Source organism: Castellaniella defragrans 65Phen (assembly GCF_000612685.1).
Classification (GTDB): Bacteria; Pseudomonadota; Gammaproteobacteria; order Burkholderiales; family Burkholderiaceae_B; genus Castellaniella; species Castellaniella defragrans.
Genome location: NZ_HG916765.1, coordinates 697,108 through 720,968, shown reverse-complemented (window position 1 = coordinate 720,968; position 23,861 = coordinate 697,108). Strand labels below are relative to the sequence as shown.

The window sequence follows — 23,861 nt, the reverse complement described above, 5'->3', positions numbered from 1 at the left end:
GATCGGGCCCGGGATCGGCGCGGCGCTAGACCGCCTGCGCCTTGCCCTGGTTGGCGACCGCCTGCATGGCGGCGCGGATCTGCTCCTCGTCGCCCAGGTAGTAATGGCGCAGGGGACGCAGCTCGTCGTCCAGTTCGTAGACCAGCGGCTGGCCGGTGGGGATGTTCAGGCCGATGATGTCCTCGTCCGAGATCCCGTCCAGGTGCTTGATCAGGGCGCGCAGGCTGTTGCCGTGGGCCGAGACCAGCACCCGCCGCCCGGAGCGGATGGCGGGCGCGATGGATTCGTTCCAGAAGGGCACCACGCGGGCCACCGTGTCGCGCAGGCATTCGGTGGCCGGCAGCTCGCCGGGCGGCACCCGGCGGTAGCGCGCGTCGAAGCGCGGATGGCGCGGATCGTCCTCGGACAGGGGATCGGGCGCGATCGCGTAGGCGCGGCGCCATTGCAGCACCTGCGCCTCGCCGTAGCGGGCGGCCGTCTCGGCCTTGTTCAGGCCCTGCAGCGCGCCGTAGTGGCGCTCGTTCAGCCGCCAGTGCAGGGCGATGGGCGTGTGCATGGCGTCCATGGCGTCCAGCGCGATCCACAGGGTGCGGATGGCGCGCTTGAGCACCGAGGCGTAGGCCAGGTCGAATTCATAGCCCTGCGCGCGCAGCAGCTCTCCCGCCTGGCGCGCCTGCTCGCGGCCGGTCTCGGTGAGGTCCACGTCGGTCCAGCCGGTGAAGCGGTTTTCGAGGTTCCATTGGCTTTCGCCATGGCGCATGAGTACCAGTTTGTGCATGATTCCAAGCCCGCAAAGTCCAAAACTGCCGACCATTTTATAATCCCCCGGGCTTTCTTTTTTTGCCGCCGGGCCGCCCCAGGGCAAAACGCCTCCCGTCACACGTTACAGGAACCGCCGTGGACTTCTTACTCAGCCAGAACAACCTCTGGATTCTGCTCATCGCCCTGGCTTCCGGGGGCCTGCTGCTGTGGCCCAGCCTGTCCAAGGGCCGCTCGACCGGGCGCGTCCCCCTGGCCGAAGCCATCCGCCTAGTCAACCAGGAGCATGGCCAGTTCGTGGACGTGCGCCCGGCCGACCAGTTCAAGACCGGCGCCATCCCCCAGGCCCGCAACATCCCCCTGGACACGCTCGAAGCGCATCTCAACAGCCTGCCCAAGGACAAGCCCGTCGTGCTGGTGGACGCCCACGGCCGCGACGGCGCCAAGGCCGTGGCCCAGCTGCGCAAGCAGGGCTTCGATCGGGTATCCTGCCTCGATGGCGGGTTGAATGCCTGGACCGAAGGCGGCCTGCCCCTGAAAAAATCCTGACCGGAATCCTCCCATGGCCCAGATCACCATGTACTGCACCTCCGTGTGCCCCTATTGCACGCGCGCCGAAATGCTGCTCAAGCAGCGCGGCGTGGAGGAGATCCACAAGATCTTCATCGACCGCGACCCGGCCCAGCGCGCCGTCATGATGGAACGCACCGGCCGGCGCACCGTGCCGCAGATCTACATCGACGAACGCCATATCGGCGGCTTCGACGATCTCTCCGCTCTGGACCGCGCCGGCGGCCTGGTGCCCCTGCTGCAGGCCTGACCGCCCGCGCATCCGCCCCGCCTTTCCTCCCCTCACACCGGAATCCCCATGTCTGAAGAAAACAGCACCCAGAACGGCCAGGCCCCCAGCTTCGGCCTGCAGCGCACCTACGTCAAAGACCTGTCGCTGGAAATGCCCAACGCCCCGGAAATCTTCCTCGAACAGGAAGGCCCGACCGTCGAGGTCTCGATCCAGGTCGGCGGCCGGCAGCTGGCGGAATCCGTGTTTGAATCCACGGTGACCGCCACGGTGACCACGCGCATCGGCGACAAGGTCCTGTACCTGGTCGAACTCTGCCAGGCCGGCATCTTCGAGGCCGCCAACATCCCGGCCGAACAGCTCGATCCGCTGCTGGGCATCGTCTGCCCGACCATGCTCTACCCCTACCTGCGCGCCAACGTCGCCGACGCGATCACGCGCACCTCGCTGCCGCCGCTGCACCTGAGCGAAATGAACTTCCAGGCCCTGTACGAACAGCGCCTGGCGCAGCAGCCGGACGCGCAGGCCCAGGGCGAGGACTCGGGCCTGATCCTGCCTCCCGGCGCGCGCAACTGAGCGGCCGGGCCCGCACGCCATGGCACCGGTCCGGCTCTGCGTCCTGGGCGCGGGCAGCTGGGGCACCGCCCTGGCGGCCCTGGCCAGCGCCCGGTCCGACGCCCTGATCTGGGCCCGCGATCCGGAACAGGCGCGGGCCATCGGCCAGCAGCACGTCAACCCGCGCCACCTGCCCGGCATCGCCCTGCCGCCCGCCCTGCGGGCGACCAGCGACTTCGACGCCGCGCTGGCGCACGTGCTGGACGGCCCCGGCCCGGCCGACCGCCTGATCGTGCTGGGCGTGCCCATGTCGGGCCTGGCCGACGTCTGCCGGCGCATCGCGCGGGCGCTGCCGGCGCGCCCCGCCGACGCCCCGCCGGTCCATCTCCTGTGGACCTGCAAGGGCATCAGCCCCGACACGCACCAGTGGCCGCACCAGATCGTGGACCAGGCGCTGTCGGGCATCGCCTGGCTGCGCACGGGCGTGCTTTCGGGCCCGTCCTTCGCCCTCGAAGTGGCCCAGGGCCTGCCGGTCGCCCTCACGGTGGCCGGCCGCGACCCGGGCACCGGCCGCGCCGCCCAGGCGGCCTTCCACGGCACCCGGGCGCGCATCTACGGCACCCGCGACGTCATGGGGGTGGAAGTCGGCGGCGCCCTGAAGAACGTCATCGCCATCGCCTGCGGCATCAGCGACGGCCTGCGGCTGGGCACCAACGCCCGCGCCGCCCTGATCACGCGCGGCCTGGCGGAAATCCAGCGCCTGGGCGTGGCGCTGGGCGGCCAGGCGGACACCTTCATCGGCCTGACCGGGCTGGGCGACCTGGTCCTCACCGCCACCGGTGAACTCTCGCGCAACCGCCAGGTGGGCATCGCCATCGGCCAGGGCCGCTCGCTGGACGACATCCTGGCGGGCGGCATGACCGCCGAAGGGGTGCGCTGCGCGCGCGCCGCCCAGGCGCTGGGCCGGCAGCACGGCCTGGACCTGCCCATCACCGATGCCGTCTGCGGCGTGCTGTTCGACGGCATCGCGCCCACCCAGGCCGTGGCCGCCCTGCTGGCGCGCGATCCGCGCGACGAATGACGCCGTGGCTGCAGATGCGGCCGGAGCGCGCCGGGCGTCCGCCGCGCCGTGCTGCGGCGCCGTCCGCGGCTTTCCGTCCCGCGCTCCGGCCGCGGTCCCGGCCGGACGGGGGTCCGGGTCAGACCCCGCCCGCGTAGCCGGCCTGCCGCCAGGCCTCGAAGACCGTGACCGCCACGGCATTGGACAGGTTCAGGCTGCGCTGCTGCGGCCGCATCGGCAGGCGGACGCGCTGCGCCGGGGGAAAGACGGCCAGCTGCGCGTCCGACAGGCCGGCGGTTTCCCGTCCGAACACGAACACGTCTCCCGCCCGGAAGGCGCGCTCGCCGATCGGCACGGACCCGCGCGTGGTCAGCGCGAAGCGCCGCGACGGATCGCCGCCGATCGCGGCCAGCGCCTCGTCCAGGCCGTCGTGCACGCGCATGTCCGCCCATTCGTGATAATCCAGGCCTGCCCGCCGCATGCGCGCGTCATCCAGGGCGAAGCCCAGCGGCCGCACCAGGTGCAGGCAGGCGCCGGTGTTGGCCGCGAGACGGATCACGTTGCCGGTGTTGGGCGGGATTTCGGGTTCGACGAGGACGATGTGGAACATGGAACGGGATCGATGAGGGCCGCGCGGGGATGCATCGCCGGCCCCGCCCGCACGCAGCGGCCGGCCCGGCGGCCCTTATTGTAAGACCCGGCCTGCAAGACCCGGCCGCCGGAAGCCTCGCGCAAGGCGCCGCCCCCCGAGGACTCACCGGCCCGGCCATCGGGCGCTTCGGCATGGCCGGCGTGGGGAACCACGGCGCGGGCCAGCACCCAGCCCTCGACCCGCGCGGCGCCGGCATCCTTCAGCACCGCCGCCACCGCCTGCAGCGTCGCGCCCGTGGTCAGCACGTCGTCCACCACCGCGATCCGCTGGCCGGCCAGCGGGCCGGCGGGGTCCGCCGAGGCCCCCGGCAACCCATCGCCCGCCGGCCGCGCCGGGGGCGCCCGTCTCCCCGCTTCGGGGACGGCGAACACTCCCGTCTGCGCCCGCAGGCGCAGCGCGCGGTCCAGTCCCGCCTGCCGCGGCCCTTCGCGCACCCGCCGCACCCCGTCCAATCGGTAGCGCAGCCCCAGTTGCCGGGCCAGCAGGCGGGCCACCTCGGCCGGCGGACTGAATCCGCGCCGCAGCAGCGCCTCGCGCCGGGCTGGCACCGGCACGATCCAGTGCGGCCGGAGAAGCCGGACGTCGCCGGCCTCCACCGCCCGCGCCAGCAGGTCCGCCAGCAAGCGCGCCAGAGGCAGGCGGCGGCGGATCTTGTAGTCGTGGATCAGGTCGCGGCCCAGCCCGGCGTAGTCGAAGGCCGCCACCACGCGGTCGTAGGCCGGCGCCCGCGGGCCGCAATCGGGACAGCGCCCTGCCTCGTCCAGGGGATGCGCGCAGCGCGGACAGCGCGGCCGCGCGCCATCCGGCCGCAGATGCGCCAGGCACGCGGGACACAGCCCCTGGCCGCCCACCCGCCGGCCGCAGCCCGGACAGTCGGCCGCGATCCAGTCGCGCCAGCGATCGATCGGCAGATGCAGCATAATGGCGTGTCCTTCCGCAGGAAAACCCCATCACAGCACGCTTCGGGCCGCCCCGGGCCGGGCCTTGATCGTTTATGCCACAGCTTCCCCGCCTACCCATCGACCCCCAGGCCGTGACGCGCCAGTTCGCCCGGCGCGCGCCCCTGGACGCGCCCCAGTTCCTGTACGGGGAAATCGCCCAGCGCATGCTGCGCCGCCTGAGCTACATCCGCATCGCTCCGCACGACATCCTGGACGCGGGCTGCGGCGCCGCCCATGCGCTGGACCCCCTGCGCGCGCGCTATCCCGACCAGCGCTACATCGGCCTGGACGCCTGCGGCGCGCTGCTGGACACGGCGCGTGAGCGCTACGCGGCCAAGCCCGGCTTCTGGCACCGGCTGCGCAACAAGCCCACGCCGGCCGCCGAATTCCGCCAGGCCGACCTGGCCGAGACCGGTCTGCCGGACGAAAGCCTGGACCTCGTCTGGTCGAACCTCGCCCTGCACTGGCACCCGGAGCCCCACCTGGTGCTGCAGGAATGGCGCCGCGTCCTGCGCAACGACGCCCTGGCGATGTATTCCAGCCTGGGGCCCGGCACCTTCCGCGAACTGCGCGACGCCCTGGCCGAGGTCGATCCGGACACGCGCCCCATGGAATTCGTCGACATGCACGATTTCGGCGACCTGATGCTGCAGGTCGGCTTCGCCGATCCCGTCATGGACCAGGAAATCATCACCCTGACCTACAAGACCGCCGACAAGCTGCTGGAAGACGTGCGCGCCCTGGGCGGCAATCCCCACCCCGAACGCCGCCGCGGCCTGCCGGGCCGCGCCTGGCGTGAACGCCTGGTCCGCGCCCTGGAACGCCGCCGCCACGCCGACGGCACGATCCACCTGAGCCTGGAAGTCGCCTACGGCCACGCCTGGCGCGTCGCCGCGCGGCGCGGCGTGTTCGGCGACCTGCCCGTCACCACCTTCAAGCGCGCCCAGCCGCTGGAGGCCGGCAAGCCGCCCCCGCGCGTCGTGCCGCGCAAGCCGGACGGGGAAAACTAGGGAACCTGGGCGGGCTTCAGGAGGGCCTGCTCAACCGCCGATGCAGCAAGCTCCGCAGATCCCGGCGGATATCGCAGACGATATGGATGTAGAGCCGGTCCTCCCGGGTTTCATAAATGATCCGGTTCATGCCGGCGGCGATCTGCCGGTATTGCGGCAGACCCAATTCGGCAAGTTCGTCCGGCAGGCGGCCGGCCAGGGGGAACGATTCGGCGGCATGCACCGCCGTCCTGATCCCCTCGAAAGATTCCCGCCAGGTGTGCGGCCCGAATTTCCGAAGTACATACCGCCGCAATTCACGTAAATCGGCTTCGGCGCCCGGCAGAAAAGCCGCTTTCACGCACCCGCCCCGTCTTCCCGATCCAGATCGGCGAAGACGTCTTCGGCATCCCGCCAGAGGCCCGCATCGATATCCCGCTGCCCCATGGCCAGCAGCTTCAACAGCGCCAGGGCCTGCTCGTTCTGCTCATAGGCCGCCACGTCCATCAGGACCAGCCTGGCTTCTCCGTTCTGGGTGATCAGCATGGGCTCGCCGGTCTCGGCCACGTCCCGCGCGATCTCGGCGGCATGAGACTTCAGGTAGCTGATCGGTCGAACGTGAGTGGCAAGTTTCATGGACACGATTTCCTCATGCACGATATCGTCATGGGGAAGAACATAGACCGGATTCAGTCCGACACAAAGCCCGTGCCGGCCAGGCCCAGGCTCCGCACGGCCGGCTCAGGCCGGCACGCCGTACAGATCGTATTCGTCCGCGTCCTCGATGCGCACCCGGACCAGGTCGCCCGGCGCGTGGCCGGCGGCGTCGCGCAGCAGCACGCTGCCGTCGATTTCCGGGGCGTCGGCCATGGACCGCGCGGTGGCGCCGCCTTCCTCGTCGACCTCGTCCACCAGCACCGTCAGGGTGCGGCCGACCTTGGCCGCCAGGCGCCGCGTGGAGATCGCCTGCTGGTGCGCCATGAAGCGCTCCCAGCGCTCGGCCTTGACCTCGTCGGGCACGGGATCGGGCAGCTCGTTGGCGCGCGCGCCAGCCACCGGGGAATACTGGAAGCAGCCGACGCGGTCGAGCTGGGCTTCGGTCATCCAGTCCAGCAGGTACTGGAAGTCTTCCTCGGTCTCGCCGGGGAAGCCGACGATGAAGGTGGAGCGCAGGGTCAGGTCCGGACAGGCGTCGCGCCACTGGCGGATGCGGGCCAGGGTGCGGTCCTCCAAGGCGGGGCGCTTCATGGCCTTCAGGATGCGCGGGCTGGCGTGCTGGAAGGGGATGTCCAGGTAGGGCAGGATGCGGCCTTCCGCCATCAGGGGGATCAGCTCGTCCACGTGGGGATAGGGATAGACGTAGTGCATGCGCACCCACACGCCGAATTCCCCGAGGGCGCGCGCCAGCGCCGTCAGCTGCGTCCTGACCGGGCGCCCGTCCCAGAAGCCGGTGCGGTACTTCACGTCCACCCCGTAGGCGCTGGTGTCCTGGGAGATCACCAGCAACTCCTTCACGCCGGCGTCCACCAGGCGGCGGGCCTCGCCCAGCACGTCGCCGATCGGACGGCTGACCAGGCGCCCGCGCATGGACGGGATGATGCAGAAGCTGCAGTTGTGGTTGCAGCCCTCGGAAATTTTCAGATAGGCATAGTGGCGCGGCGTCAGGCGGATGCCCTGGGGCGGCACCAGATCCACGTAGGGATCGTGCGGGCGCTCGTGCGGGGCGGCCTCGTGCACGGCGCGCACCACCTGCTCGTACTGCTGCGGGCCGGTGACGGCCAGCACCGCCGGATGCACGCTGCGGATCATGTCGGCTTCCACGCCCAGGCAGCCGGTGACGATGACCTTGCCGTTTTCCACGATGGCCTCGCCGATGGCGTCCAGGGATTCGGCCTTGGCGCTGTCGATGAAGCCGCAGGTGTTCACCACGACGACGTCGGCGCCTTCGTAGTCGGGGCTGATGGTGTAGCCGTCGGTGCGCAGCTGGGTCAGGATGCGCTCGGAATCGACCAGGGCCTTGGGACAGCCCAGGCTGACGAAGCCGACGCGGGGGGATTGATTCATGGGAATACTCGGTGGGATGCGGCGGGAATGGCCCGGCGCCGCTCCGGCCATGCGAAGCCGGCGGGCGGGCGTGGCCGGGACAGCCCTCGATTTTAGCCAATCGGTGCTAAAGTCCCCGCAATCCGCTCCGCAACCCCCTCATTCTGGATCCATTCCGTGCCGGAATCGCCACAATCCCCCGCCCTGTCCGGCCAGTTGCTGGCCGCCGCCCGCGCCATCCGGGCGGTGCTGGGCGGCCAGTCCCTGTCGGAGGCGCTGGAATCGATCCCCGCCGCGCAGCGCCCCGCCGCCCAGGCCCTGTCCTTCCATGCCATGCGCCGGCTGGGCCACGCCCGGGCCGCGCGCGAACGGCTGGTGCCGCGCCGCCCGCCGGAACGCCTGGTCGAGGCCCTGATCCTGCTGGGCCTGAGCCTGCTGGAAGCCAGCCTGCGCCAGGCCGAGGGCGCCGCGCAGCCGCCCGGCACGCCGGTCTACCACGAGCACACCCTGGTCCACCAACTGGTCGAGGCGGCCGCCGCCGACCGCCGCACCCGGCCGGCCAAAGGCCTGATCAACGCCGTGCTGCGCCGCTACGCGCGCGAGCGCGCGACGCTGCGGGCCGCGCTGGATGCGCAGCCCGAGGCGGTCTGGAACCACCCCGGCTGGTGGATCGACATCGTGCGCGACGCCTGGCCGGACAACTGGCACGCGATCCTGGAGGCCGCCGACCAGCCGCCGCCCATGGCCCTGCGCGCCAACGTGCGGCGCATCGGCCGCGATGCGCTGCGGGCCCGCCTGGAGGCGGCCGGCCTGGCCGCCCGGCCCGTGGGCGAGGACGGGCTGATCCTGGACGCGCCCCGCCCCGTGCGCGACATCCCCGGCTACGCCGAGGGCTGGTGGTCGGTGCAGGACCCTTCGGCCCAGCGGGCCGCGCGGCTGCTGCCGCTGCGCGACGGCGAGCGCGTGCTGGACGCCTGCGCGGCGCCCGGCGGCAAGACGGCCCACCTGCTGGAGCGCCACGCGCTGCGCCTGACGGCGCTGGACAGCGACGCCCGGCGCCTGGAGCGCGTGGGCGACAACCTGCGGCGGCTGGGCCTGGAATCCCCCGACGTGTCCCTGCGCTGCGCCGACGCCGCCCGGCCCGCCGGCTGGTGGGACGGACGGCCCTACGATGCCATCCTGGCCGACGTGCCCTGCACCGCCTCGGGCGTGGTGCGCCGCCACCCCGACATCCGCTGGCTGCGCCGCGCCGACGACCTCGCGCGCACGGCGGCGCTGCAGGCCCGCATCGTGGACGCGCTGTGGCCGCTGCTGGCCGCGGGCGGCCACCTGCTGTACGCCACCTGCTCGATCTTCCCCCAGGAAGGCGAATCGCAGGTCCGCGCCTTCCTGGAACGGCACCCCGAGGCGCGGCGCCTGCCGGCCCCCGGCCACATCCTGCCCGGCGGCCCCGACGGCGGCGACGGCTTCTTCTACGCCCTGCTGCGCAAGCCAGCATGAGCGTACCGGACCGCCCCAAGCGCAAATGCCCCCGGGGTGGACGGCGCGCAGCGCCCAGGGAGCACATGGACGCGCTGGCTTGCGCTTTGGCGCGGGCTCAACAATACTGCGACTGTCCGTGATTTTCCGCCCCACCGCCGCCAGCGCATGCCCCGCTTCCTGATCCTCCTGGCCTCCGGCCTCCTGTTCCTGGCCGCCGCGGCCGCCCGGGCCGACGACGGCCAGGTGGTGCGCATCGAACCGATGCTGCGCCAGGGCCAGCTGCTGCTGGACGCCGACATCGACTTCACGCTGAGCGACGAACTGCACGACGCCGCCCGCAAGGGCGTCCCGCTGTACTTCACGGTGGACCTGGTCATCGAGCACCCGCGCTGGTGGTGGTTCGACGAGACGGTGCTGGCGGACAGCCAGACCTGGCGCATCCAGTACAACGCCCTGACGCGCCAATGGCGGGTCGGCGCCAGCGACCTGTCCCTGCCGGCCACGTCCCTGGACGAGGCCCTGGACCTGGTGCGCCACATCCGCGACTGGCCCCTCGGGGACGCCAGCCGCTTCACGCCGGACCAGACCTACCAGGGACGGCTGCGGCTGCGGCTGGACACCTCCCGCCTGGCCCGCCCCTTCCAGGTCGACGCCCTCAACAGCGCGGCCTGGACCCTGACGACCCCATGGAAAGACTTCACTTTCTCGATCTCCGCCGCAACGCCCCGCGGCTGATCCGCTGGGCGCTGCGCTCCGCGCTGGCGGTCGCCGCCGCCAGCGCGATGGCGCTGCTGGGCCTGCTGGTCTGGTCCACCGGCAACGCCTCGCGCTACGCGCAGCAGTACGACGTGCTGCTGCTGCTCAACGGCGTGCTGGCGATCGCCCTGATGTCCTGGGTGGCCATGCTCGCCATCCGGCTGCTGCGCCAGATCCGGCGGCGCCAGTTCGGCGCGCGGCTGACCGCCCGCTTCACGCTGTACTTCACCCTGATCGGCATCCTGCCCGGCGTGCTGATCTACGTGCTGTCGGTGCAGTTCATGTCGCGCTCGATCGAGTCCTGGTTCAACGTGCGGGTGGACACCGCCCTGGAGGCCGGCCTGAACCTCGGGCGCGCCGCCCTGGACGCCCAGATCACCGAGCTCAGCGGCCGGGCGCGCAACATGGCCCTGCGGCTGAACAGCGCCAGCGACGCCGAGACCGCCCTGCTGATCACTTCGCTGCGCGCCGCCAACGAGATCGACGAGGCAATGGTCTTCACCGGCAACGGCCGCCTGGTCGCCTTTTCCTCGTCGGCCTTCAGCCAGCTGCTGCCGGACCTGCCCCCCAGCAGCGTCATGAACCAGCTGCGGGTCGCCCAGGGCTACGCCGCGGCCGAGGCCGACGTGGCCGCCGGCGGCGGGCCGACCACCGACGGCCTGCACCTGCGCGTCGTCATCCCGCTGGATTCCGCCGCCTCGGACCGGCTGGGCAACGCCATGAGCCTGGGCGGCGATTCGCGCTGGCTGCAGGTGATCCAGGCCGTGCCCGAGCGCATCGCCCACAACGCCAGCCAGGTCCAGCAGGGCTTCCGCGACTACCAGGAGCTCGCCCTGTCGCGCCTGGGTCTGCGCAAGCTCTACGGCATCACCCTGACCCTGGCGCTGATCCTGGCCGTCTTCGCCGCCGTGGTGGTGGCGCTGGCCGTCTCGCGGCGCCTGGTGCGGCCCCTGCTGAGCCTGGCCTCGGGCACCCAGGCCGTCGGCGTGGGCGACTACCGACCCCTGCCCGAGCCGCCGGCGCGCGACGAAGTCGGCCAGCTGACGCGGTCCTTCAACGCCATGACGCGCCAGCTGGAAGAAGCCCGCCAGATGGTCGACCGCCACCGCCGCCAGCTGGAACAGAGCAACCTGTACCTGGAGTCGGTGCTGAGCAACCTGTCCTCCGGGGTGCTGGTGTTCGACCGCGCCTTCCGCCTGACGCTGTTCAACCAGGGCGCCCAGACCATCCTGCGCATCGACCTGCGCACCGTCCAGGGCCGGCCGCTGGAAACCGCCGAAGGCGCCCTACCGCTCGCCAGCCTGATCCGCCAGGCGTTCTCCGCCCACGACGCGGTCGAATCCACGCGCCCCTACTGGCAGCAGCAGTTCGAGGTCGAGCTGCAGGACGCGCCGGACAACGAGCGCAAGAAGCACGTCGTCACCCTGCTGGCGCGCGGCACCCGGCTGCTCATGGACGGCCACGAGGACGGCTACCTGGTGGTGTTCGACGACATCAGCGAGGTGATCTCCGCCAACCGCACGGTCGCCTGGGGCGAAGTCGCGCGGCGCCTGGCCCACGAGATCAAGAATCCGCTCACCCCCATCCAGCTCTCGGCCGAGCGGCTGGCCATGAAGCTGGCCGACCGGCTGTCGCCCGACGACGCCGCCATGCTGCAGCGGTCCACCCAGACCATCGTCAACCAGGTCGCGTCCCTGAAACGCATGGTGGACGATTTCCGCGAATACGCCCGCACGCCGCCGGCGCAGATGCAGGACATCGACCTGAACGCCCTGCTGACCGAAGTCCTGACCCTGTACGGCTGGGACCCCGCCGAACCCGCGCCCCCGCCCGCCCCGGGCGCGGCCCGCTTCGACGCCCTGCTGGCGCCCGACCTGCCCCTCATCCTGGGGGACCCGGCCCAGCTGCGCCAGGTGATCCACAACCTGCTCGCCAACGCCCGCGACGCCGCCTGCCAGCACGCCGCGCCCGGCACGGCCGAGATCCGCGTGCAGACCCGCCTGATCCGTCCCGACGACGCCGCCGGGCACGCCCGCGTGCGGCTGACCGTCTCGGACAACGGCCCGGGCTTCGCGCCCGAAGTCCTGCACCGCGTCTTCGAGCCCTACGTGACGACCAAGTCCACCGGCACCGGGCTGGGGCTGGCCATCGTCAAGAAGATCGTCGAGGAACACGCCGCCCAGGTGGACATTTCCAACCGGACCGAAGGCGGGGCGCGCATCTCCATCCTGTTTTCCAGGCTGGCGGAAGCGCCCGCCCGGCTGGACGCGCCCAGTCAAGCACACGATAATACGCAGAACACAAGGTGAGGTGATATGGCCAGAATTCTGGTGGTGGACGACGAAATAGGCATCCGCGAACTGCTGTCCGAAATTCTCTACGACGAAGGCCACACGGTCGAACTCGCGGAAAATGCGGCACAGGCCCGCGAATCCCGTCTCCGCCAGCGCCCCGACCTGGTATTGCTGGACATCTGGATGCCCGACATCGACGGCGTCACCCTGCTCAAGGAATGGTCCAGCCAGGGGCTGCTGAACATGCCCGTGATCATGATGAGCGGCCACGCCACCGTGGACACCGCCGTCGAGGCCACCCGCATCGGCGCCGTCGATTTCCTGGAAAAGCCCATCACCCTGCAGAAGCTGCTCAAGACCGTCGCCGCGGGCCTGGCGCGCCCGGTGATCCCGGCGTCCATGCGCAGCCGCACCGAACGCCCGGCGGCGCCCGCCGACCCGGTCTTCACGCAGCCGCCCGCCCTGGCCGGCGCGCCCGCCGCCGCGCAGCCCGCGGGCGCCGCGCCCGCCGCCCCCGCGCACGACGACTCGCACCTGGGCCGGATCTCGCTCAACCAGCCCCTGCGCGAAGCGCGCGACGAATTCGAGCGCATCTACTTCGAATACCACCTGCTGCACGAAAATCACAGCATGACGCGGGTGTCCGAGCGCACCGGGCTGGAACGCACCCACCTGTACCGCAAGCTCAAGCAGCTCGGCATCGACACTTCACGCAAGAAATCGTCCGGCGGCTGAGCGGCCTCCGGCCCGGCCGCCACGCGCCCGGGATCCGGAACGCGCCAAGGCCGCGCGGCTACCCGCGATACGAGCGCATGAATTCCGCCACCGGCTGGCGCCGGCCGCCGGGCTTTTGCAGCGCCGTCACGCGCAGCACGCCATCCGCCGTCGCCACGTCGATGCCCTCGGGCCCCATGCCCAGGATCGCGCCGGGGGCCGGCGCATCCCCGCCCGCCGCGCCGGCGGCGGCCGGCAGGGCCCGCGCCCCCCACACCTTCACCGGCTGATCGAATCCGGGCAGCGCCATCGTCGTGCCGGGAAACGGATCGAAGGCCCGCACCCGGCGCGCCAGTTCCACCGCGGGGCGGGAGAAATCCAGCGCCGATTCGGACTTCAGCAGCTTGCCGGCATAGCACACGCCCGCCTCGGGCTGGGGCACCGGCACCGGCGCATCCCCGGCTGCCAGCCGCGCGAGCACGTCCACGATGGCGCGCGCACCGTCGGCCGCCAGCCCGTCGTGCAGGCTCGCGCCGGTCTCGTCGGGCGCCAGCGGGCGTTCCACCCGGTGCAGCATGGCGCCCGTGTCCAGACCCGCGTCCATCTGCATGATGGTCACGCCGCTGGCGGCGTCGCCCGCCTCGATCGCGCGCTGGATGGGCGCCGCCCCGCGCCAGCGCGGCAGCAGGCTGGCGTGGATGTTCAGGCAGCCGTGGCGCGGCAGGTCGAGCACCCACTGCGGCAGGATCAGGCCATAGGCCGCCACCACCATGACATCCGGCACCAGGTCCCGCAGCGCGGTCCGGGCCGCCTCGGCGTCCTCCGGATACCTGCCGTCCAGCCGCAGGCTGCGCGGCTGCAGCACCGGAATGCCGGCGGCCTGCGCGGCCTGCTTGACGGGGCTGGGCATGAGCTTCATGCCGCGCCCCGAGGGGCGGTCCGGCTGGGTCAGCACGCAGACGACCCCATGCCCCGCCCCGATCAGGGCGTCCAGGGCCTGCCGGGCGAATTCCGGGGTTCCCGCGAAGGCGATCCGCATTCAGACCCCGGCGGCTTCGCGCTGGGCCTCGCGCTGCTGCTTGCGCAGGCGCGTGCGGATGCGGTTCTGCTTGAGCACGGACAGGTACTCGACGAAGACCTTGCCCAGCAGGTGGTCCAGTTCGTGCTGCACGCACACGGCCAGCAGGCCCTCGGCGTCGAACTCGTAGGGCTCGCCGCGCTCGTCCAGGGCGCGCACGTGGATGCGCGCGCTGCGTTCGACCTCGTCGTAGATGCCGGGCACCGACAGGCAGCCCTCTTCGTAGACCTGGAGCTCGTCGCTCTTCCAGGTGATTTCGGGGTTGATCAGCACGTGCAGGTCGTTGCCGTCTTCCGAGACGTCGATGACCACGACCCGCTCGTGCACGTCCACCTGGGTCGCGGCCAGGCCGACGCCGGGCGCGGCGTACATGGTTTCCGCCATGTCGCGCACCAACTGGCGGATGCGGTCGTCCACCTGCCGCACCGGCGCGGCGACCTTGTGCAGCCGGGGGTCCGGGTATTTGAGAATGGGAAGCAGAGCCATGTCGAAAACCGTGACGATGATGCCAAAGCTCCATGATAAATCAGGACCATGGCGCGGGACAGGAGCATCCCGCCCGCCGCAAGGCCCGGCCGCTTTCATGGCACACTGGCGCGATCCCCCCGACCCGAGCGAATCCGCCCCGACGCGATGCCCCTGAACGCCCCCGAAACCGAACTGCGCGCCTGGATCCGCCTGAGCCTCGAACCGGACCTGGGCGCGGACCGGGTGCGCCTGCTGCTGTCGGTCTTCGGCATGCCGCAGGACATCCTCACGGCCACCACCGGCAGCCTGGCGCGCCACCTGGACCCGGCGCTGGCGGCCCGCCTGCGCCAGCCGCCCGGACCGGACATCCAGGCCGCCGTCGACCAGGCGCTGGACTGGCTGAGGGCCGACGGCCATCACCTGCTGACCCTGGCCGACCCCCACTACCCGCGCGCGCTGTATGCGCTGACCGACCCGCCGCCGATCCTGTATGCCCACGGCCGGCCCGACCTCCTGGACCGTCCCATGCTGGCCATCGTCGGAGCGCGCCACGCCACCGCGGACGGCGAGCGCAACGCCCATGCCTTCGCGCGCCACCTGGCCCTGCAGGGCTGGTGCGTGGTCAGCGGCCTGGCCAGCGGCATCGACGGCGCGGCCCACGCCGGCGCCCTGGATGCCGGCGAAGCCGGCGGCGGCACCCTGGCCGTGCTGGGCACCGGCATCGACCGCGTCTATCCGGCCGCCCACCACGCCCTGGCCCACCGCATCGCCACCCACGGCCTGCTGCTGTCGGAATTCCCCCTGGGCACGCCGGGCCTGCCCTTCCATTTCCCGCGGCGCAACCGCATCGTCGCCGCCCTGAGCCAGGGCGTGCTGGTGGTCGAGGCCGCCGCGCGCAGCGGCTCGCTGATCACCGCCCGGCTGGCGGGCGAGCTGGGGCGAGAGGTCTTCGCCATCCCCGGCTCCATCCATTCCCCCCTGTCGCGCGGCTGCCATGCCCTGATCCGCCAGGGCGCCAAGCTGGTCGAGTCCGGCCAGGACATCGTCGAAGAACTCCGCCAGGGCGCGCTGCCGGGCCTGCGGGCCGCCCCGCCGCCCGCCACCGGGACCGGCGCGGGCGCAGACGCGGGCACCGATCCCGAAGCCGACGCCCTGCTGCGGCGGATCGGCCTGGATCCGGTCGATCTCGATACCCTGCAGGCGGACCTGGACTGGCCCATCGACCGCCTCATGGGCCGGCTCACCCTGCTGGAAATCGCCGGCCGCATCGACCGCACCGCCGACGGCCGCTACCGGCGCAAGGCCTGAGCCGGCTGCGCTATGATGAACCCGTCCCGCCCGGCGCGGACCCCCACCGAGATGGAATCCCATGACCGAACACATCAAGATCGTCGAAGTCGGGCCGCGCGACGGCCTGCAGAATGAAAAACAGTTCGTCGACAGCGCCGTCAAGATCGAGCTCGTCGACCGCCTGTCCGCCGCCGGCTTCGCCAACATCGAGGCCGCGTCCTTCGTCTCGCCGAAATGGGTGCCGCAGATGGCCGACGGCGCGCACGTCATGGCCGGCATCGCCCGCCGCCCCGGCACGATCTATTCCGTCCTGGTGCCCAACCTGCGCGGCTTCGAGGGCGCCCTGGCCGCCCGCGCCGACGAAATCGTGATCTTCGGCGCCGCCAGCGAAGCCTTTTCCCAGCGCAACATCAACTGTTCCATCGCCGAATCCATCGCCCGCTTCGAGCCCGTGGCCGCCGCCGCGAAAGAAGCCGGGCTGCGCCTGCGCGGCAGCATCAGCTGCGCCCTGGGCTGCCCCTACCAGGGCGAGACCCCGGTGGCCGCCGTGGTCGACGTGGCCGAACGCCTGCTGCGCCTGGGCTGCGACGAGATCGACGTGGCCGACACCATCGGCGTGGGCACGGCCGCCCAGGTCGGGCGCGTGCTGCGCGCCGTCGGCCAGGTCGCCGACCTGGGCACCCGCGTCTCGGGGCACTTCCACGACACCTACGGCCAGGCCCTGGCCAACATCCTGGCCGCCCTGGACTGCGGCGTGCGCATCTTCCACAGCTCGGTGGCCGGGCTGGGCGGCTGCCCCTACGCCAAGGGCGCCACCGGCAACGTCGCCACGGAAGACGTGCTGTACCTGCTGCGCGGCCAGGGGCTGGACACGGGGATCGACCTGGACGCCGTCGTGGACATCGGCCAGTGGATCTCCGAGCGCATCGGCCGCCCCACGTCCAGCCGCGCGGGCCGCGCCCTGGCGCTGAAGAAGGCGCCCTAGGCCTGCCCGCGCTCACCGGGGGGCCGCCTTGACAAGCCCTGGACACATGGCCGGCTGGCGGCTCGACTATCTTTTCGGCCTGGCCCGCCACAGCTGGCTGGTCCATGTGGGCGTCGTCTGCCTCCTGGGCCTGGCCTGGCGGCACAGCGTGAACCCGGCCAGCCGCCACGAAGCCCTGATCTGGCTGGCCGGGATGCTGATCCTGTCTGCCGCCATGCTGATCCTGGCCCAGGCCTACGTCCTGCGCTGGCCCCACGGACACGCGGCCGGCCATGACGCCCAGGCAGCCGCCCGCACATACGGCCTGCTGCATTCGCTGCTCACCTCCCTGGTCGGCCTGGGCTGGGGGCTGGGCGCTCTTTGGGTGGCACGGAACGATTTCGCCCTGCTGCTGGTGTATTCCCTGGCGCTGGGGGGCACCGCCCTGGGGGCGGTCTCGTCGCAACACGCCCTGCCGCGCTCCTGTCTGCTCAGCCTGTGGACCTCGCTGCCGCTGCTGGCCCTGGCCTATCACTACCACGATCCGGACCAGTGGTACGGCGGCATCAACGCCGCCATGGTGCTGCTGTATGCAGCCATGCTCTCCCTGCAATCCTGGCGCATGAGCGGCTTCCTGGCCCGCAACGCGCAGCTGTCCGCCTCGCTCGCCGCCCGCCTCGCCGAACTCACCACCACCTCCGAGGCGCTGGACGAGGCCCGGCGGCAGGCCGAAGACGCCAATACGGCCAAATCCCGCTTCCTGGCCCAGGCCAGCCATGACCTGCGCCAGCCGATCCATGCCATCGGCCTGCTGGCCGCCGCCTTGCACGATACCCGCCTGGACACCGAGCAGCGCGAATTGATCGGCGGCATCGAACGCGCCGTCGGCGCGGTCTCGGGGCTCTTCCAGTCGCTGCTCGACATCTCGAGCCTGGAGGTAGGCAGCATCCAGCCCCAGCCTCGGTCTCTGGACCTGGGCCAGCTGCTGTACCAGGCCTGGGAGCAGGCCCAGCCCCAGTGGCACGCATCCCAGCAGCAGATCCCGGGGCGCGCGGCCGCCCGCATCCGGCTTTTCGACCCGCCGGTCTGGGTGCACAGCGACCCGGGCCTGCTGGGCGCCATCGTCCAGAACCTGCTCACCAACGCCATCAAGTATGGGCGAGGCCACATCCTGCTGGGCATCCGGCGCGGTCCCGACGGCCCGGGCATCCAGATCAGCGACCAGGGACCGGGCATCGCGCCCGACCAGATCGACGCCATCTTCGACGAGTTCTACCGCATCCAGACCCCGCACAGCCCACATATCGACGGCGTAGGGCTGGGGCTGACGATCGTGCGCCGGCTGGCAGGCCTGCTGTCGCTGCGCGTGCAGGTACAGTCCCGCATCGGCCGGGGGACGACCTTCCGGATCACGGGCCTGCAGTCCTGCCACCCACAGGCCAGCGCCCCGGTCCAGAGCCCCTGGGACCGCCTGGCCCATCCGCTCAAGGGACGGTCCGTGTGCCTGATCGACGACGACACCGAAGTGCTGGCCGCCTGCGCCGATCTGCTGCAACGCTGGGGCTGCGCGGTCCATGCGTACACCCGGCCGCCCGACTTCACCCCGAGCATGCAGGCCATCATCAGCGACTTCGACCTGGGCCCCGGCCAGTCCGACGGACTGCAGACCATTCTCGCCATCCGGGCACGCGAAGGCTGGGACGTTCCCGCCCTGATCGTCTCGGGCCAGATGGATGCCGTGCATGAACAGGCCCTGGCTGCCGCCGGCATCGCCTGCCTGCCCAAACCGGTCCAGGCCGCCGAACTGCGCGCCTGGCTGATGCGCCACCCGCCCCAGCCGCTGCCCGGTCACTGAGCACCGGCACGGGCCACGCACGGCGGCAAGAACGCCCCCCCACGGCGGGGGAAGCGATCATCAGCGCGGCAGATGCCAGCGGCTGGCCCGCGCCACGACCGCCGTGCGGCTGTCGACCCCCAGCACCCGCATCAGCGCCGAGACGTGCATGCGCGCCGTCAGCGGCGAAATGCCCAGCCGGGCGCCGATTTCCTTGTTGCTCTTGCCCTGTTCCAGCAGCGCCAGCACCTCGCGCTGGCGCGGCGACAGCGCCAGCGCCTCGCCGCCCAGGAGCGAAGGGGCCGTGCGCACCAGGATCTCGCCATCGCAGATGGATTCGATCGCAACGGCGATCTCGTCGGGCGGCACCGATTTGCCCACGAAACCGTCGGCGCCCGCCTGCATGACCTGTTCGATGTGCGCGGCGGCCTCGGCCATGGAAAGGACGACGATCACCGCGCGAGGATACAGGCCGCGCAGCAGGGGGATACCGGTGTCGGGCGTGAAGCCCGGCAGCATCAGATCGAGCACGAAGAGCGCGGGTGCGGGGCGCAGGGCCTGCGCCTGGAGCAGCGCCTCGTCGAAAGTGCCGGCCTCGGCCAGCGCCGCCCGCGAGAACCGGTGGGCCAGCACATGGCGCATGCCCAGGCGGAACACCGGGTGGTCGTCGACCAGCAGGATGGAATCGGGTTGGGTCAAGGCAAGCCTCCGCACACACACTGTGGCACCACCGATCAGCGCATCATAGCGCCCGCCTCTCCCTTTGCCAGCCCCGTCAAAACGATACGTATATTCGTACAGGTCCATTTGCAGAGATGGCAGGGGACTGTCGATTCAGGACAATGCAAGACAGGAAACAATCTGAAACCCGTCCTCGCACCCCAGGAGACTCCTCATGGCCGTCGATCTCTTCAACGAACAGTGGTATCTGGACCAGAACCCGGACGTCGCCGCCGCCGTGGCCGCCGGCCTGACCACCGCCTACCAGCACTTCATGGCCTACGGCCAGTACGAAAGCCGCGCACCCAGCGCGCTCTTCGATCCCACCTTCTACCTGGACCAGAACCCCGACGTGGCCGCCGCCGTCGCGGCCGGCCTCGCCTCCGCCTACGAGCATTTCCTGCTCTACGGCCAGAGCGAGCCGCGCACCATCAGCCCCTTCATCGACCTGGCCGCCTACGCCAATGCCAACCCCGATCTCGCCGCCGTCGAGGGCCTGAACCTCTATCAGCACCTGGTCACCTACGGCCTGCACGAAAACCGCGACCTGGGCAACGGCATCACCCTGGGCCAGTTCGCCAACGACCCGGTCTTCAACGCCGCCCTGGCCGACCCCGACCACATCCTCGAGGCCCTGGCCCGCATCGCCGAAGTCGCCCCCTTCCTGCCCGATTTCCAGCCCCCAGAAGGCTGGACGCCCCCGGCCGACACCCCCATCCCCACCGACTTCGTGCCCCCCGAAGGCCTGCTGCTGGTCGTCCCGCCCTCGGTCACCGTGCCCGAAGGCACCGAGCTGCCCGACACCTTCAAGCCCGTCGACAGCGGCTCCGGGGGCACGGGGGGCACGGGAGGAAGCGGCGGGGGCGGCGGCGGGGACACCGTGGCGCCGGTGTTCCAGTCGGCGGCAATCAATACCGACGGCAGCAAACTCATCATGACCTACGACGGCGCGCTCAGCGGCACGACGGCGGCGACGACCGCCTTCACCGTAAAAGTCGATGACGCCGACAATGCAGTGACCGCGGTGACGATCGACGGCAGCACGGTCCAGCTTACCTTGACCACGCCCGTCAGCAAGGGCCAGGCCGTCACGGTCGCCTACGACGACCCCTCGACCGGAAATGACAGCCATGCAATCCAGGACGCGGCGGGCAACGACGCCGCCACCCTGGCGGCAACGGCCGTGACCAACGGTACGACCTACATCCATGTCGCCGCGGGCGGGGACATCAAAGCCGCGATCGCCGCGGCCGCGGATGGAGATACGATCTACCTGGCCAAAGGCACCCACAACATCCCCGAAGAAATCTCCATCACCAAGGCAATCTCGATCGTCGGGGCGGATGACGATACAAGCGATACCGCGCAGGACGTCGTCATCAACACCGCCGCCGGAGTCCGTGCCTTCGTCGTGAACGGGACGGTGACCGGCACGGTGTCGATCACCGGCATTCAGGTGACAGGCGGCTCCGAAGCCGTGACCATCGACGGCTCGACGCTGCCCCTGCAGGCCAATGTGGGCTCTCTGGTCGTCACGAACAGCACGTTCATCAGCCAGACGAACGGCGGCCTGGTGATCGGCCTGAACCACAAGGATTCCAGCCTGGGCAACCTCTTCATCGATAAAGTGATCTTCGATCAATCCGCAACGGGATTGTCGCAAAACACGGACGCATCCCATGCCGCGGGGATCATGATGTTCGGCTTCGATGGCGGCAAGGCCTCGATCAGCAACGTGACCATCAAGGGACTCGCGGACAAAGGCACCACGAACGCATCCCCGTGGTATGGCATCCAGATCCAAGGCGCGCAGAATTCCGAACTGGGCGGCGGCGTATGGGTCAACGGCCCCGAGCTGAACAACGCGGAAAATAGCGCCATCGCACTCAACAACGTCACGCTCGAAGGCGGATTCAGCAAGAATGCCGTGGCCGTGTTCAATTACGAGAACATCGATCACTTGAGCATCACGGATATGGCATTCACCGATTCCGCCTCGGGCTGGGGCACCGGGCTCAACGTCGACGGCATCATGGACAACTATGACGCGTCCGCCTGGACTTTCTCCGCCGGCGCGAAAATTGCCTTGCAAGGCAACGCGACGGCGCATACCGTCACGGGCTCCACCATTACCGGCACGGATTTCGACGACACGATCGTAGGCAAGACAGGCATGGACACCCTGATCGGGGGCGCCGGGCAGAACACCTTCGTATTCTCCAATACATCGACCGGAACGCCCTCGGATACGAACTTCGACACCATCGAACATTGGATCGCAGGAACGAACAACATCATCGATTTCGGCGCCACCACGCTCGTGATCCATCACGGAGGTTCGTCGGCCGTCGCCGGCAAGGCAAGCATTTCCAACACCGGTGTTGCAACGTTCCATGCCGATGATGACACGCTCGCCGAGCAACTGACCGCCGTCGAGGCCGCCATTTCGGCCATAGGGAGCAGTCCGCCCACCGCAGGCGGGGTCGCCATCTGGCAAAACGGTGGTGATGCATACCTGTTCATCTCCGATGCGGATTCGGGACTGACCGCAACGGATGTGCTGATCAAATTGACGGGCGTCTATCTGAGCAATGATGGCCTGACCATCACCGCTGGGGACATCACCGGGATTGCCATGACAGCCTGAACCATCTCTCCTGGGCCTCCAAACGCAGAACGCTGAATAGCCTCCATGGAAGTGCCATGCCACGGTTTCCGTCCCCGGAACCGTGGCCGCTTTTTTCATTGACAGCCATCTACTGTCGTCTTGCACCCGATGCACAGCCATGACGCTTTCATCCGTTCGTACTTCCCAGTCTGGCGGGGTGGCGGGGGCATGCGCAGAATGAGGCTTCCCGCATCCGGAAGCCCGCCATGCCCGATCGGAACGATGCTGCGCCTGCTGTGGCCGCAGCCACTCCTGTGTCTGCTGCTACCGCTGCTGCTGCCGCTCCTGCGTCTGCCGCTGCATCTGCTGCTGCCGATCCTGCGTCTGTGGCCGCCGGCGCCGCTGCTGGCTCGGCTGCTTCTGCCGCCGCCGACCCGGCTGCCGGTACCGGTGCAGGTGCTGCCGCGGCCACCCCGGCCGACGACCACGACAGTCCCTGGAAGGAGGCGCTGGAAATCTTCTTCCGGCAGGCCCTCGAACTGCTGGCCCCCGGACTGCACCAGGCCGTCGACTGGTCGGTCGCGCCGCAGTTCCTGGACAAGGAACTGCAGGCCCTGGGCGTGCCGGATGGTCCGCCCGGCCATGGGCGGCTGCACGCCGACAAGCTGGTGCGGGTGCGCCATCGGGCCGGTGCCGATGCCTGGATCCTGGTCCACGTCGAGGTGCAGGGCGGGGGCACGGGCCCCCGGGCGCTTGCCCGGATCGCGCAGCGCATGTACCGCTACCGGACGCGCATCGAGATCAGGCACGAGGGCCTGAGCGCTCGGGCCGGGCGTGTGCCTCCGGCCCTGTTCAGCCTGTGCATCCTGGTGGCCAGCCGCTCGGGCCCGGACCGCCTGGAATGCCGGCGGGAATTCCTCGGCCAGGGTGTGTGTTTTTCCTTTCCCGTCGTACACTTGGCCCAGTGGCTGGCCCGCTGGAACGAGCTGGAATCGCTGGCGCGCACGAACCCGTTTGCGGTGGTGGTCATGGCGCAGCTGCAGGCCGTGCGGTATCGGGCCGGGGCGCGGCGGGTAGGACCTGCGGTGTCGCTGGTGCGGATGCTGTACGGGTACGGCTATGGCCATGACCAGATCCAGCCGCTGCTGCGGCTGATCGAATGGATGCTGCGGCTGCCTGCGGCGCAGGAGCCGGAGTACCTGGCGGCGGTGGAACGCCTGGAACGGGAGCGCAAGATGAGCTATGTGACGATCGCCGAACGGCGCGGCATTGCCAAGGGCCTGGAGCAGGGACTGGAGCAAGGTCTGGAACAGGGTCTGGAGCAAGGCCGGGTCAAGGGCCAGGCCGATCTGCTGCTGCGCCTGCTTCAGCGTCGCTTCGGGGCGGTGGATGCTGACGTGGTTCGGCGCATCCGCTCGGCCGGCATGGATGAACTGGAAACCTGGTCATTGAACATCCTGGACGCCGCGACGCTGGACGACGTGTTCCGCGACTGACGCGGCCCCCTCTCCCCTCACGGGAGAGGGGGCGGGGTAGATGTGCGGTTGCAGACTGTAAAATCACGTTATACAATACGCCATGATCAAGAGTTTCCGGCACAAAGGTCTTGAGCGTTTTTTCAGGATGGGCTCGAAGGCCGGGATTCAGGCGCATCACACCAACAGGCTGCGCATCATGTTGACGCGTTTGGACGTTTCCAGACGGCCGGAAGACATGGATGCGCCAGGCTGGAAGCTACACCTGCTCTCGAATGGCCATTGGTCGGTATGGGTGAATGGAAATTGGCGACTGACGTTCCGGTTCGACGGCGAAGATGCCGAGCTGGTCGATTATCAGGACTATCACTGAGGAACAT

Annotated in this window: 24 protein-coding genes; 15 read left to right on the top strand and 9 right to left on the bottom strand. The window is 70.3% G+C overall.

Features of this window, described 5'->3' with window-relative positions:
• Window positions 1–25: 25 nt before the first annotated feature.
• Window positions 26–778 carry a 2,3-diphosphoglycerate-dependent phosphoglycerate mutase gene (gene gpmA, locus BN940_RS03190; protein ID WP_043680082.1) on the bottom strand — a complete coding sequence of 251 codons (753 nt, stop codon included), beginning with the start codon at window positions 776–778 and terminating at the stop codon, window positions 26–28.
• Window positions 779–897: 119 nt separating this feature from the next.
• Here gpmA and BN940_RS03185 point away from each other — a divergent pair, with 119 nt between their 5' ends.
• From BN940_RS03185 to BN940_RS03170, 4 genes are read left to right on the top strand one after another with little or no spacing between them, the layout of a single operon-like run.
• Window positions 898–1,308: a rhodanese-like domain-containing protein gene (locus tag BN940_RS03185; protein WP_043680079.1), complete on the top strand. Its 411-nt coding sequence runs from the start codon at window positions 898–900 to the stop codon at window positions 1,306–1,308.
• A 13-nt stretch (window positions 1,309–1,321) separates the two neighbouring features.
• Entirely contained in the window at window positions 1,322–1,579 is a 258-nt protein-coding gene (gene grxC / locus BN940_RS03180; RefSeq protein ID WP_043680076.1) for a glutaredoxin 3, read from the top strand.
• 48 nt (window positions 1,580–1,627) lie between these two features.
• Entirely contained in the window at window positions 1,628–2,134 is a 507-nt protein-coding gene (gene secB / locus BN940_RS03175) for a protein-export chaperone SecB (RefSeq protein ID WP_043680073.1), read from the top strand.
• A 19-nt stretch (window positions 2,135–2,153) separates the two neighbouring features.
• Window positions 2,154–3,194 carry an NAD(P)H-dependent glycerol-3-phosphate dehydrogenase gene (locus BN940_RS03170; protein WP_043680070.1) on the top strand — a complete coding sequence of 347 codons (1,041 nt, stop codon included), beginning with the start codon at window positions 2,154–2,156 and terminating at the stop codon, window positions 3,192–3,194.
• A 118-nt stretch (window positions 3,195–3,312) separates the two neighbouring features.
• Here the strand turns inward: BN940_RS03170 and BN940_RS03165 are convergent, their stop codons facing one another.
• On the bottom strand, window positions 3,313–3,783 hold the full coding sequence (locus BN940_RS03165; protein WP_043680068.1) for a tRNA (cytidine(34)-2'-O)-methyltransferase: 471 nt from the start codon (window positions 3,781–3,783) through the stop codon (window positions 3,313–3,315).
• On the bottom strand, window positions 3,729–4,745 hold the full coding sequence (locus tag BN940_RS17805; RefSeq protein WP_052355565.1) for a ComF family protein: 1,017 nt from the start codon (window positions 4,743–4,745) through the stop codon (window positions 3,729–3,731). Before BN940_RS17805 ends, BN940_RS03165 begins: the two co-directional genes overlap by 55 nt.
• A 74-nt stretch (window positions 4,746–4,819) precedes the next feature.
• Here BN940_RS17805 and BN940_RS03155 point away from each other — a divergent pair, with 74 nt between their 5' ends.
• Window positions 4,820–5,776, top strand: a complete 957-nt coding sequence (locus BN940_RS03155; RefSeq protein ID WP_052355564.1) for a methyltransferase domain-containing protein — start codon at window positions 4,820–4,822, stop codon at window positions 5,774–5,776.
• A 16-nt stretch (window positions 5,777–5,792) separates the two neighbouring features.
• On the opposite strand, the gene BN940_RS03150 is transcribed toward BN940_RS03155, so the two are convergent.
• From BN940_RS03150 to rimO, 3 genes are all read right to left on the bottom strand, one after another.
• Complete coding sequence (locus tag BN940_RS03150) at window positions 5,793–6,116, bottom strand: type II toxin-antitoxin system RelE/ParE family toxin (RefSeq protein WP_043680066.1); 324 nt, start codon at window positions 6,114–6,116, stop codon at window positions 5,793–5,795.
• Entirely contained in the window at window positions 6,113–6,391 is a 279-nt protein-coding gene (locus BN940_RS03145) for a type II toxin-antitoxin system Phd/YefM family antitoxin (protein WP_043680065.1), read from the bottom strand. The genes BN940_RS03150 and BN940_RS03145 overlap by 4 nt, the downstream gene beginning before the upstream one ends.
• Before the next feature lie 105 nt (window positions 6,392–6,496).
• Window positions 6,497–7,819: a 30S ribosomal protein S12 methylthiotransferase RimO gene (gene rimO / locus BN940_RS03140; RefSeq protein ID WP_043680063.1), complete on the bottom strand. Its 1,323-nt coding sequence runs from the start codon at window positions 7,817–7,819 to the stop codon at window positions 6,497–6,499.
• 156 nt (window positions 7,820–7,975) lie between these two features.
• Here rimO and rsmB point away from each other — a divergent pair, with 156 nt between their 5' ends.
• The 4 genes from rsmB to BN940_RS03120 all read left to right on the top strand — a co-directional run bounded on the left by rsmB (window position 7,976) and on the right by BN940_RS03120 (window position 13,065).
• Window positions 7,976–9,298 (top strand): 16S rRNA (cytosine(967)-C(5))-methyltransferase RsmB, encoded by a 1,323-nt coding sequence (rsmB, locus tag BN940_RS03135; RefSeq protein WP_242404258.1) that lies wholly within the window; start codon window positions 7,976–7,978, stop codon window positions 9,296–9,298.
• Window positions 9,299–9,445: 147 nt separating this feature from the next.
• Window positions 9,446–10,015 carry a DUF4390 domain-containing protein gene (locus BN940_RS03130; RefSeq protein ID WP_043680061.1) on the top strand — a complete coding sequence of 190 codons (570 nt, stop codon included), beginning with the start codon at window positions 9,446–9,448 and terminating at the stop codon, window positions 10,013–10,015.
• Window positions 10,015–12,345, top strand: a complete 2,331-nt coding sequence (locus BN940_RS03125; protein ID WP_043685657.1) for a sensor histidine kinase — start codon at window positions 10,015–10,017, stop codon at window positions 12,343–12,345. Before BN940_RS03130 ends, BN940_RS03125 begins: the two co-directional genes overlap by 1 nt.
• A gap of 6 nt (window positions 12,346–12,351) precedes the next feature.
• On the top strand, window positions 12,352–13,065 hold the full coding sequence (locus BN940_RS03120) for a response regulator (RefSeq protein WP_043680059.1): 714 nt from the start codon (window positions 12,352–12,354) through the stop codon (window positions 13,063–13,065).
• Between the two features lie 58 nt (window positions 13,066–13,123).
• Here BN940_RS03120 and fmt read toward each other — a convergent pair whose 3' ends face one another.
• Complete coding sequence (gene fmt / locus BN940_RS03115) at window positions 13,124–14,083, bottom strand: methionyl-tRNA formyltransferase (protein ID WP_043680058.1); 960 nt, start codon at window positions 14,081–14,083, stop codon at window positions 13,124–13,126.
• Complete coding sequence (gene def / locus BN940_RS03110) at window positions 14,084–14,608, bottom strand: peptide deformylase (RefSeq protein ID WP_043680056.1); 525 nt, start codon at window positions 14,606–14,608, stop codon at window positions 14,084–14,086.
• A gap of 147 nt (window positions 14,609–14,755) precedes the next feature.
• Between def and dprA the strand changes: the two genes are divergently transcribed.
• The 3 genes from dprA (at window position 14,756) to BN940_RS17800 (ending at window position 18,699) form a co-directional block, all read left to right on the top strand.
• The gene (gene dprA / locus BN940_RS03105) at window positions 14,756–15,898 is read left to right on the top strand and encodes a DNA-processing protein DprA (protein WP_043680054.1); all 1,143 of its coding nucleotides are present in this window, start codon (window positions 14,756–14,758) and stop codon (window positions 15,896–15,898) included.
• Window positions 15,899–15,959: 61 nt separating this feature from the next.
• Window positions 15,960–16,865, top strand: a complete 906-nt coding sequence (locus tag BN940_RS03100) for a hydroxymethylglutaryl-CoA lyase (RefSeq protein ID WP_043680050.1) — start codon at window positions 15,960–15,962, stop codon at window positions 16,863–16,865.
• A gap of 46 nt (window positions 16,866–16,911) precedes the next feature.
• Entirely contained in the window at window positions 16,912–18,699 is a 1,788-nt protein-coding gene (locus tag BN940_RS17800; protein WP_052355563.1) for an ATP-binding protein, read from the top strand.
• A 60-nt stretch (window positions 18,700–18,759) separates the two neighbouring features.
• Here BN940_RS17800 and BN940_RS03090 read toward each other — a convergent pair whose 3' ends face one another.
• Window positions 18,760–19,377 carry a response regulator transcription factor gene (locus BN940_RS03090; protein WP_043680047.1) on the bottom strand — a complete coding sequence of 206 codons (618 nt, stop codon included), beginning with the start codon at window positions 19,375–19,377 and terminating at the stop codon, window positions 18,760–18,762.
• 196 nt (window positions 19,378–19,573) lie between these two features.
• Here BN940_RS03090 and BN940_RS17795 point away from each other — a divergent pair, with 196 nt between their 5' ends.
• The 3 genes from BN940_RS17795 to BN940_RS18265 all read left to right on the top strand — a co-directional run bounded on the left by BN940_RS17795 (window position 19,574) and on the right by BN940_RS18265 (window position 23,854).
• Entirely contained in the window at window positions 19,574–22,045 is a 2,472-nt protein-coding gene (locus BN940_RS17795; RefSeq protein ID WP_052355562.1) for a SwmB domain-containing protein, read from the top strand.
• A 347-nt stretch (window positions 22,046–22,392) separates the two neighbouring features.
• Complete coding sequence (locus BN940_RS03080) at window positions 22,393–23,502, top strand: DUF4351 domain-containing protein (protein WP_052355561.1); 1,110 nt, start codon at window positions 22,393–22,395, stop codon at window positions 23,500–23,502.
• A gap of 82 nt (window positions 23,503–23,584) precedes the next feature.
• Window positions 23,585–23,854, top strand: a complete 270-nt coding sequence (locus BN940_RS18265) for a type II toxin-antitoxin system RelE/ParE family toxin (RefSeq protein ID WP_084330484.1) — start codon at window positions 23,585–23,587, stop codon at window positions 23,852–23,854.
• The last annotated feature ends 7 nt before the right edge of the window (window positions 23,855–23,861 follow it).

Coding starts and splice junctions, on each gene's coding strand:
- gpmA (WP_043680082.1), bottom strand. CDS start 778: ATGCACAAACTGGTACTCATGCGCCATGGCGAAAGCCAATGGAACCTC.
- grxC (WP_043680076.1), top strand. CDS start 1,322: ATGGCCCAGATCACCATGTACTGCACCTCCGTGTGCCCCTATTGCACG.
- secB (WP_043680073.1), top strand. CDS start 1,628: ATGTCTGAAGAAAACAGCACCCAGAACGGCCAGGCCCCCAGCTTCGGC.
- BN940_RS03170 (WP_043680070.1), top strand. CDS start 2,154: ATGGCACCGGTCCGGCTCTGCGTCCTGGGCGCGGGCAGCTGGGGCACC.
- BN940_RS03165 (WP_043680068.1), bottom strand. CDS start 3,783: ATGTTCCACATCGTCCTCGTCGAACCCGAAATCCCGCCCAACACCGGC.
- BN940_RS17805 (WP_052355565.1), bottom strand. CDS start 4,745: ATGCTGCATCTGCCGATCGATCGCTGGCGCGACTGGATCGCGGCCGAC.
- BN940_RS03155 (WP_052355564.1), top strand. CDS start 4,820: ATGCCACAGCTTCCCCGCCTACCCATCGACCCCCAGGCCGTGACGCGC.
- BN940_RS03145 (WP_043680065.1), bottom strand. CDS start 6,391: ATGAAACTTGCCACTCACGTTCGACCGATCAGCTACCTGAAGTCTCAT.
- rimO (WP_043680063.1), bottom strand. CDS start 7,819: ATGAATCAATCCCCCCGCGTCGGCTTCGTCAGCCTGGGCTGTCCCAAG.
- BN940_RS03130 (WP_043680061.1), top strand. CDS start 9,446: ATGCCCCGCTTCCTGATCCTCCTGGCCTCCGGCCTCCTGTTCCTGGCC.
- BN940_RS03120 (WP_043680059.1), top strand. CDS start 12,352: ATGGCCAGAATTCTGGTGGTGGACGACGAAATAGGCATCCGCGAACTG.
- fmt (WP_043680058.1), bottom strand. CDS start 14,083: ATGCGGATCGCCTTCGCGGGAACCCCGGAATTCGCCCGGCAGGCCCTG.
- def (WP_043680056.1), bottom strand. CDS start 14,608: ATGGCTCTGCTTCCCATTCTCAAATACCCGGACCCCCGGCTGCACAAG.
- dprA (WP_043680054.1), top strand. CDS start 14,756: ATGCCCCTGAACGCCCCCGAAACCGAACTGCGCGCCTGGATCCGCCTG.
- BN940_RS03100 (WP_043680050.1), top strand. CDS start 15,960: ATGACCGAACACATCAAGATCGTCGAAGTCGGGCCGCGCGACGGCCTG.
- BN940_RS17800 (WP_052355563.1), top strand. CDS start 16,912: ATGGCCGGCTGGCGGCTCGACTATCTTTTCGGCCTGGCCCGCCACAGC.
- BN940_RS17795 (WP_052355562.1), top strand. CDS start 19,574: ATGGCCGTCGATCTCTTCAACGAACAGTGGTATCTGGACCAGAACCCG.
- BN940_RS18265 (WP_084330484.1), top strand. CDS start 23,585: ATGATCAAGAGTTTCCGGCACAAAGGTCTTGAGCGTTTTTTCAGGATG.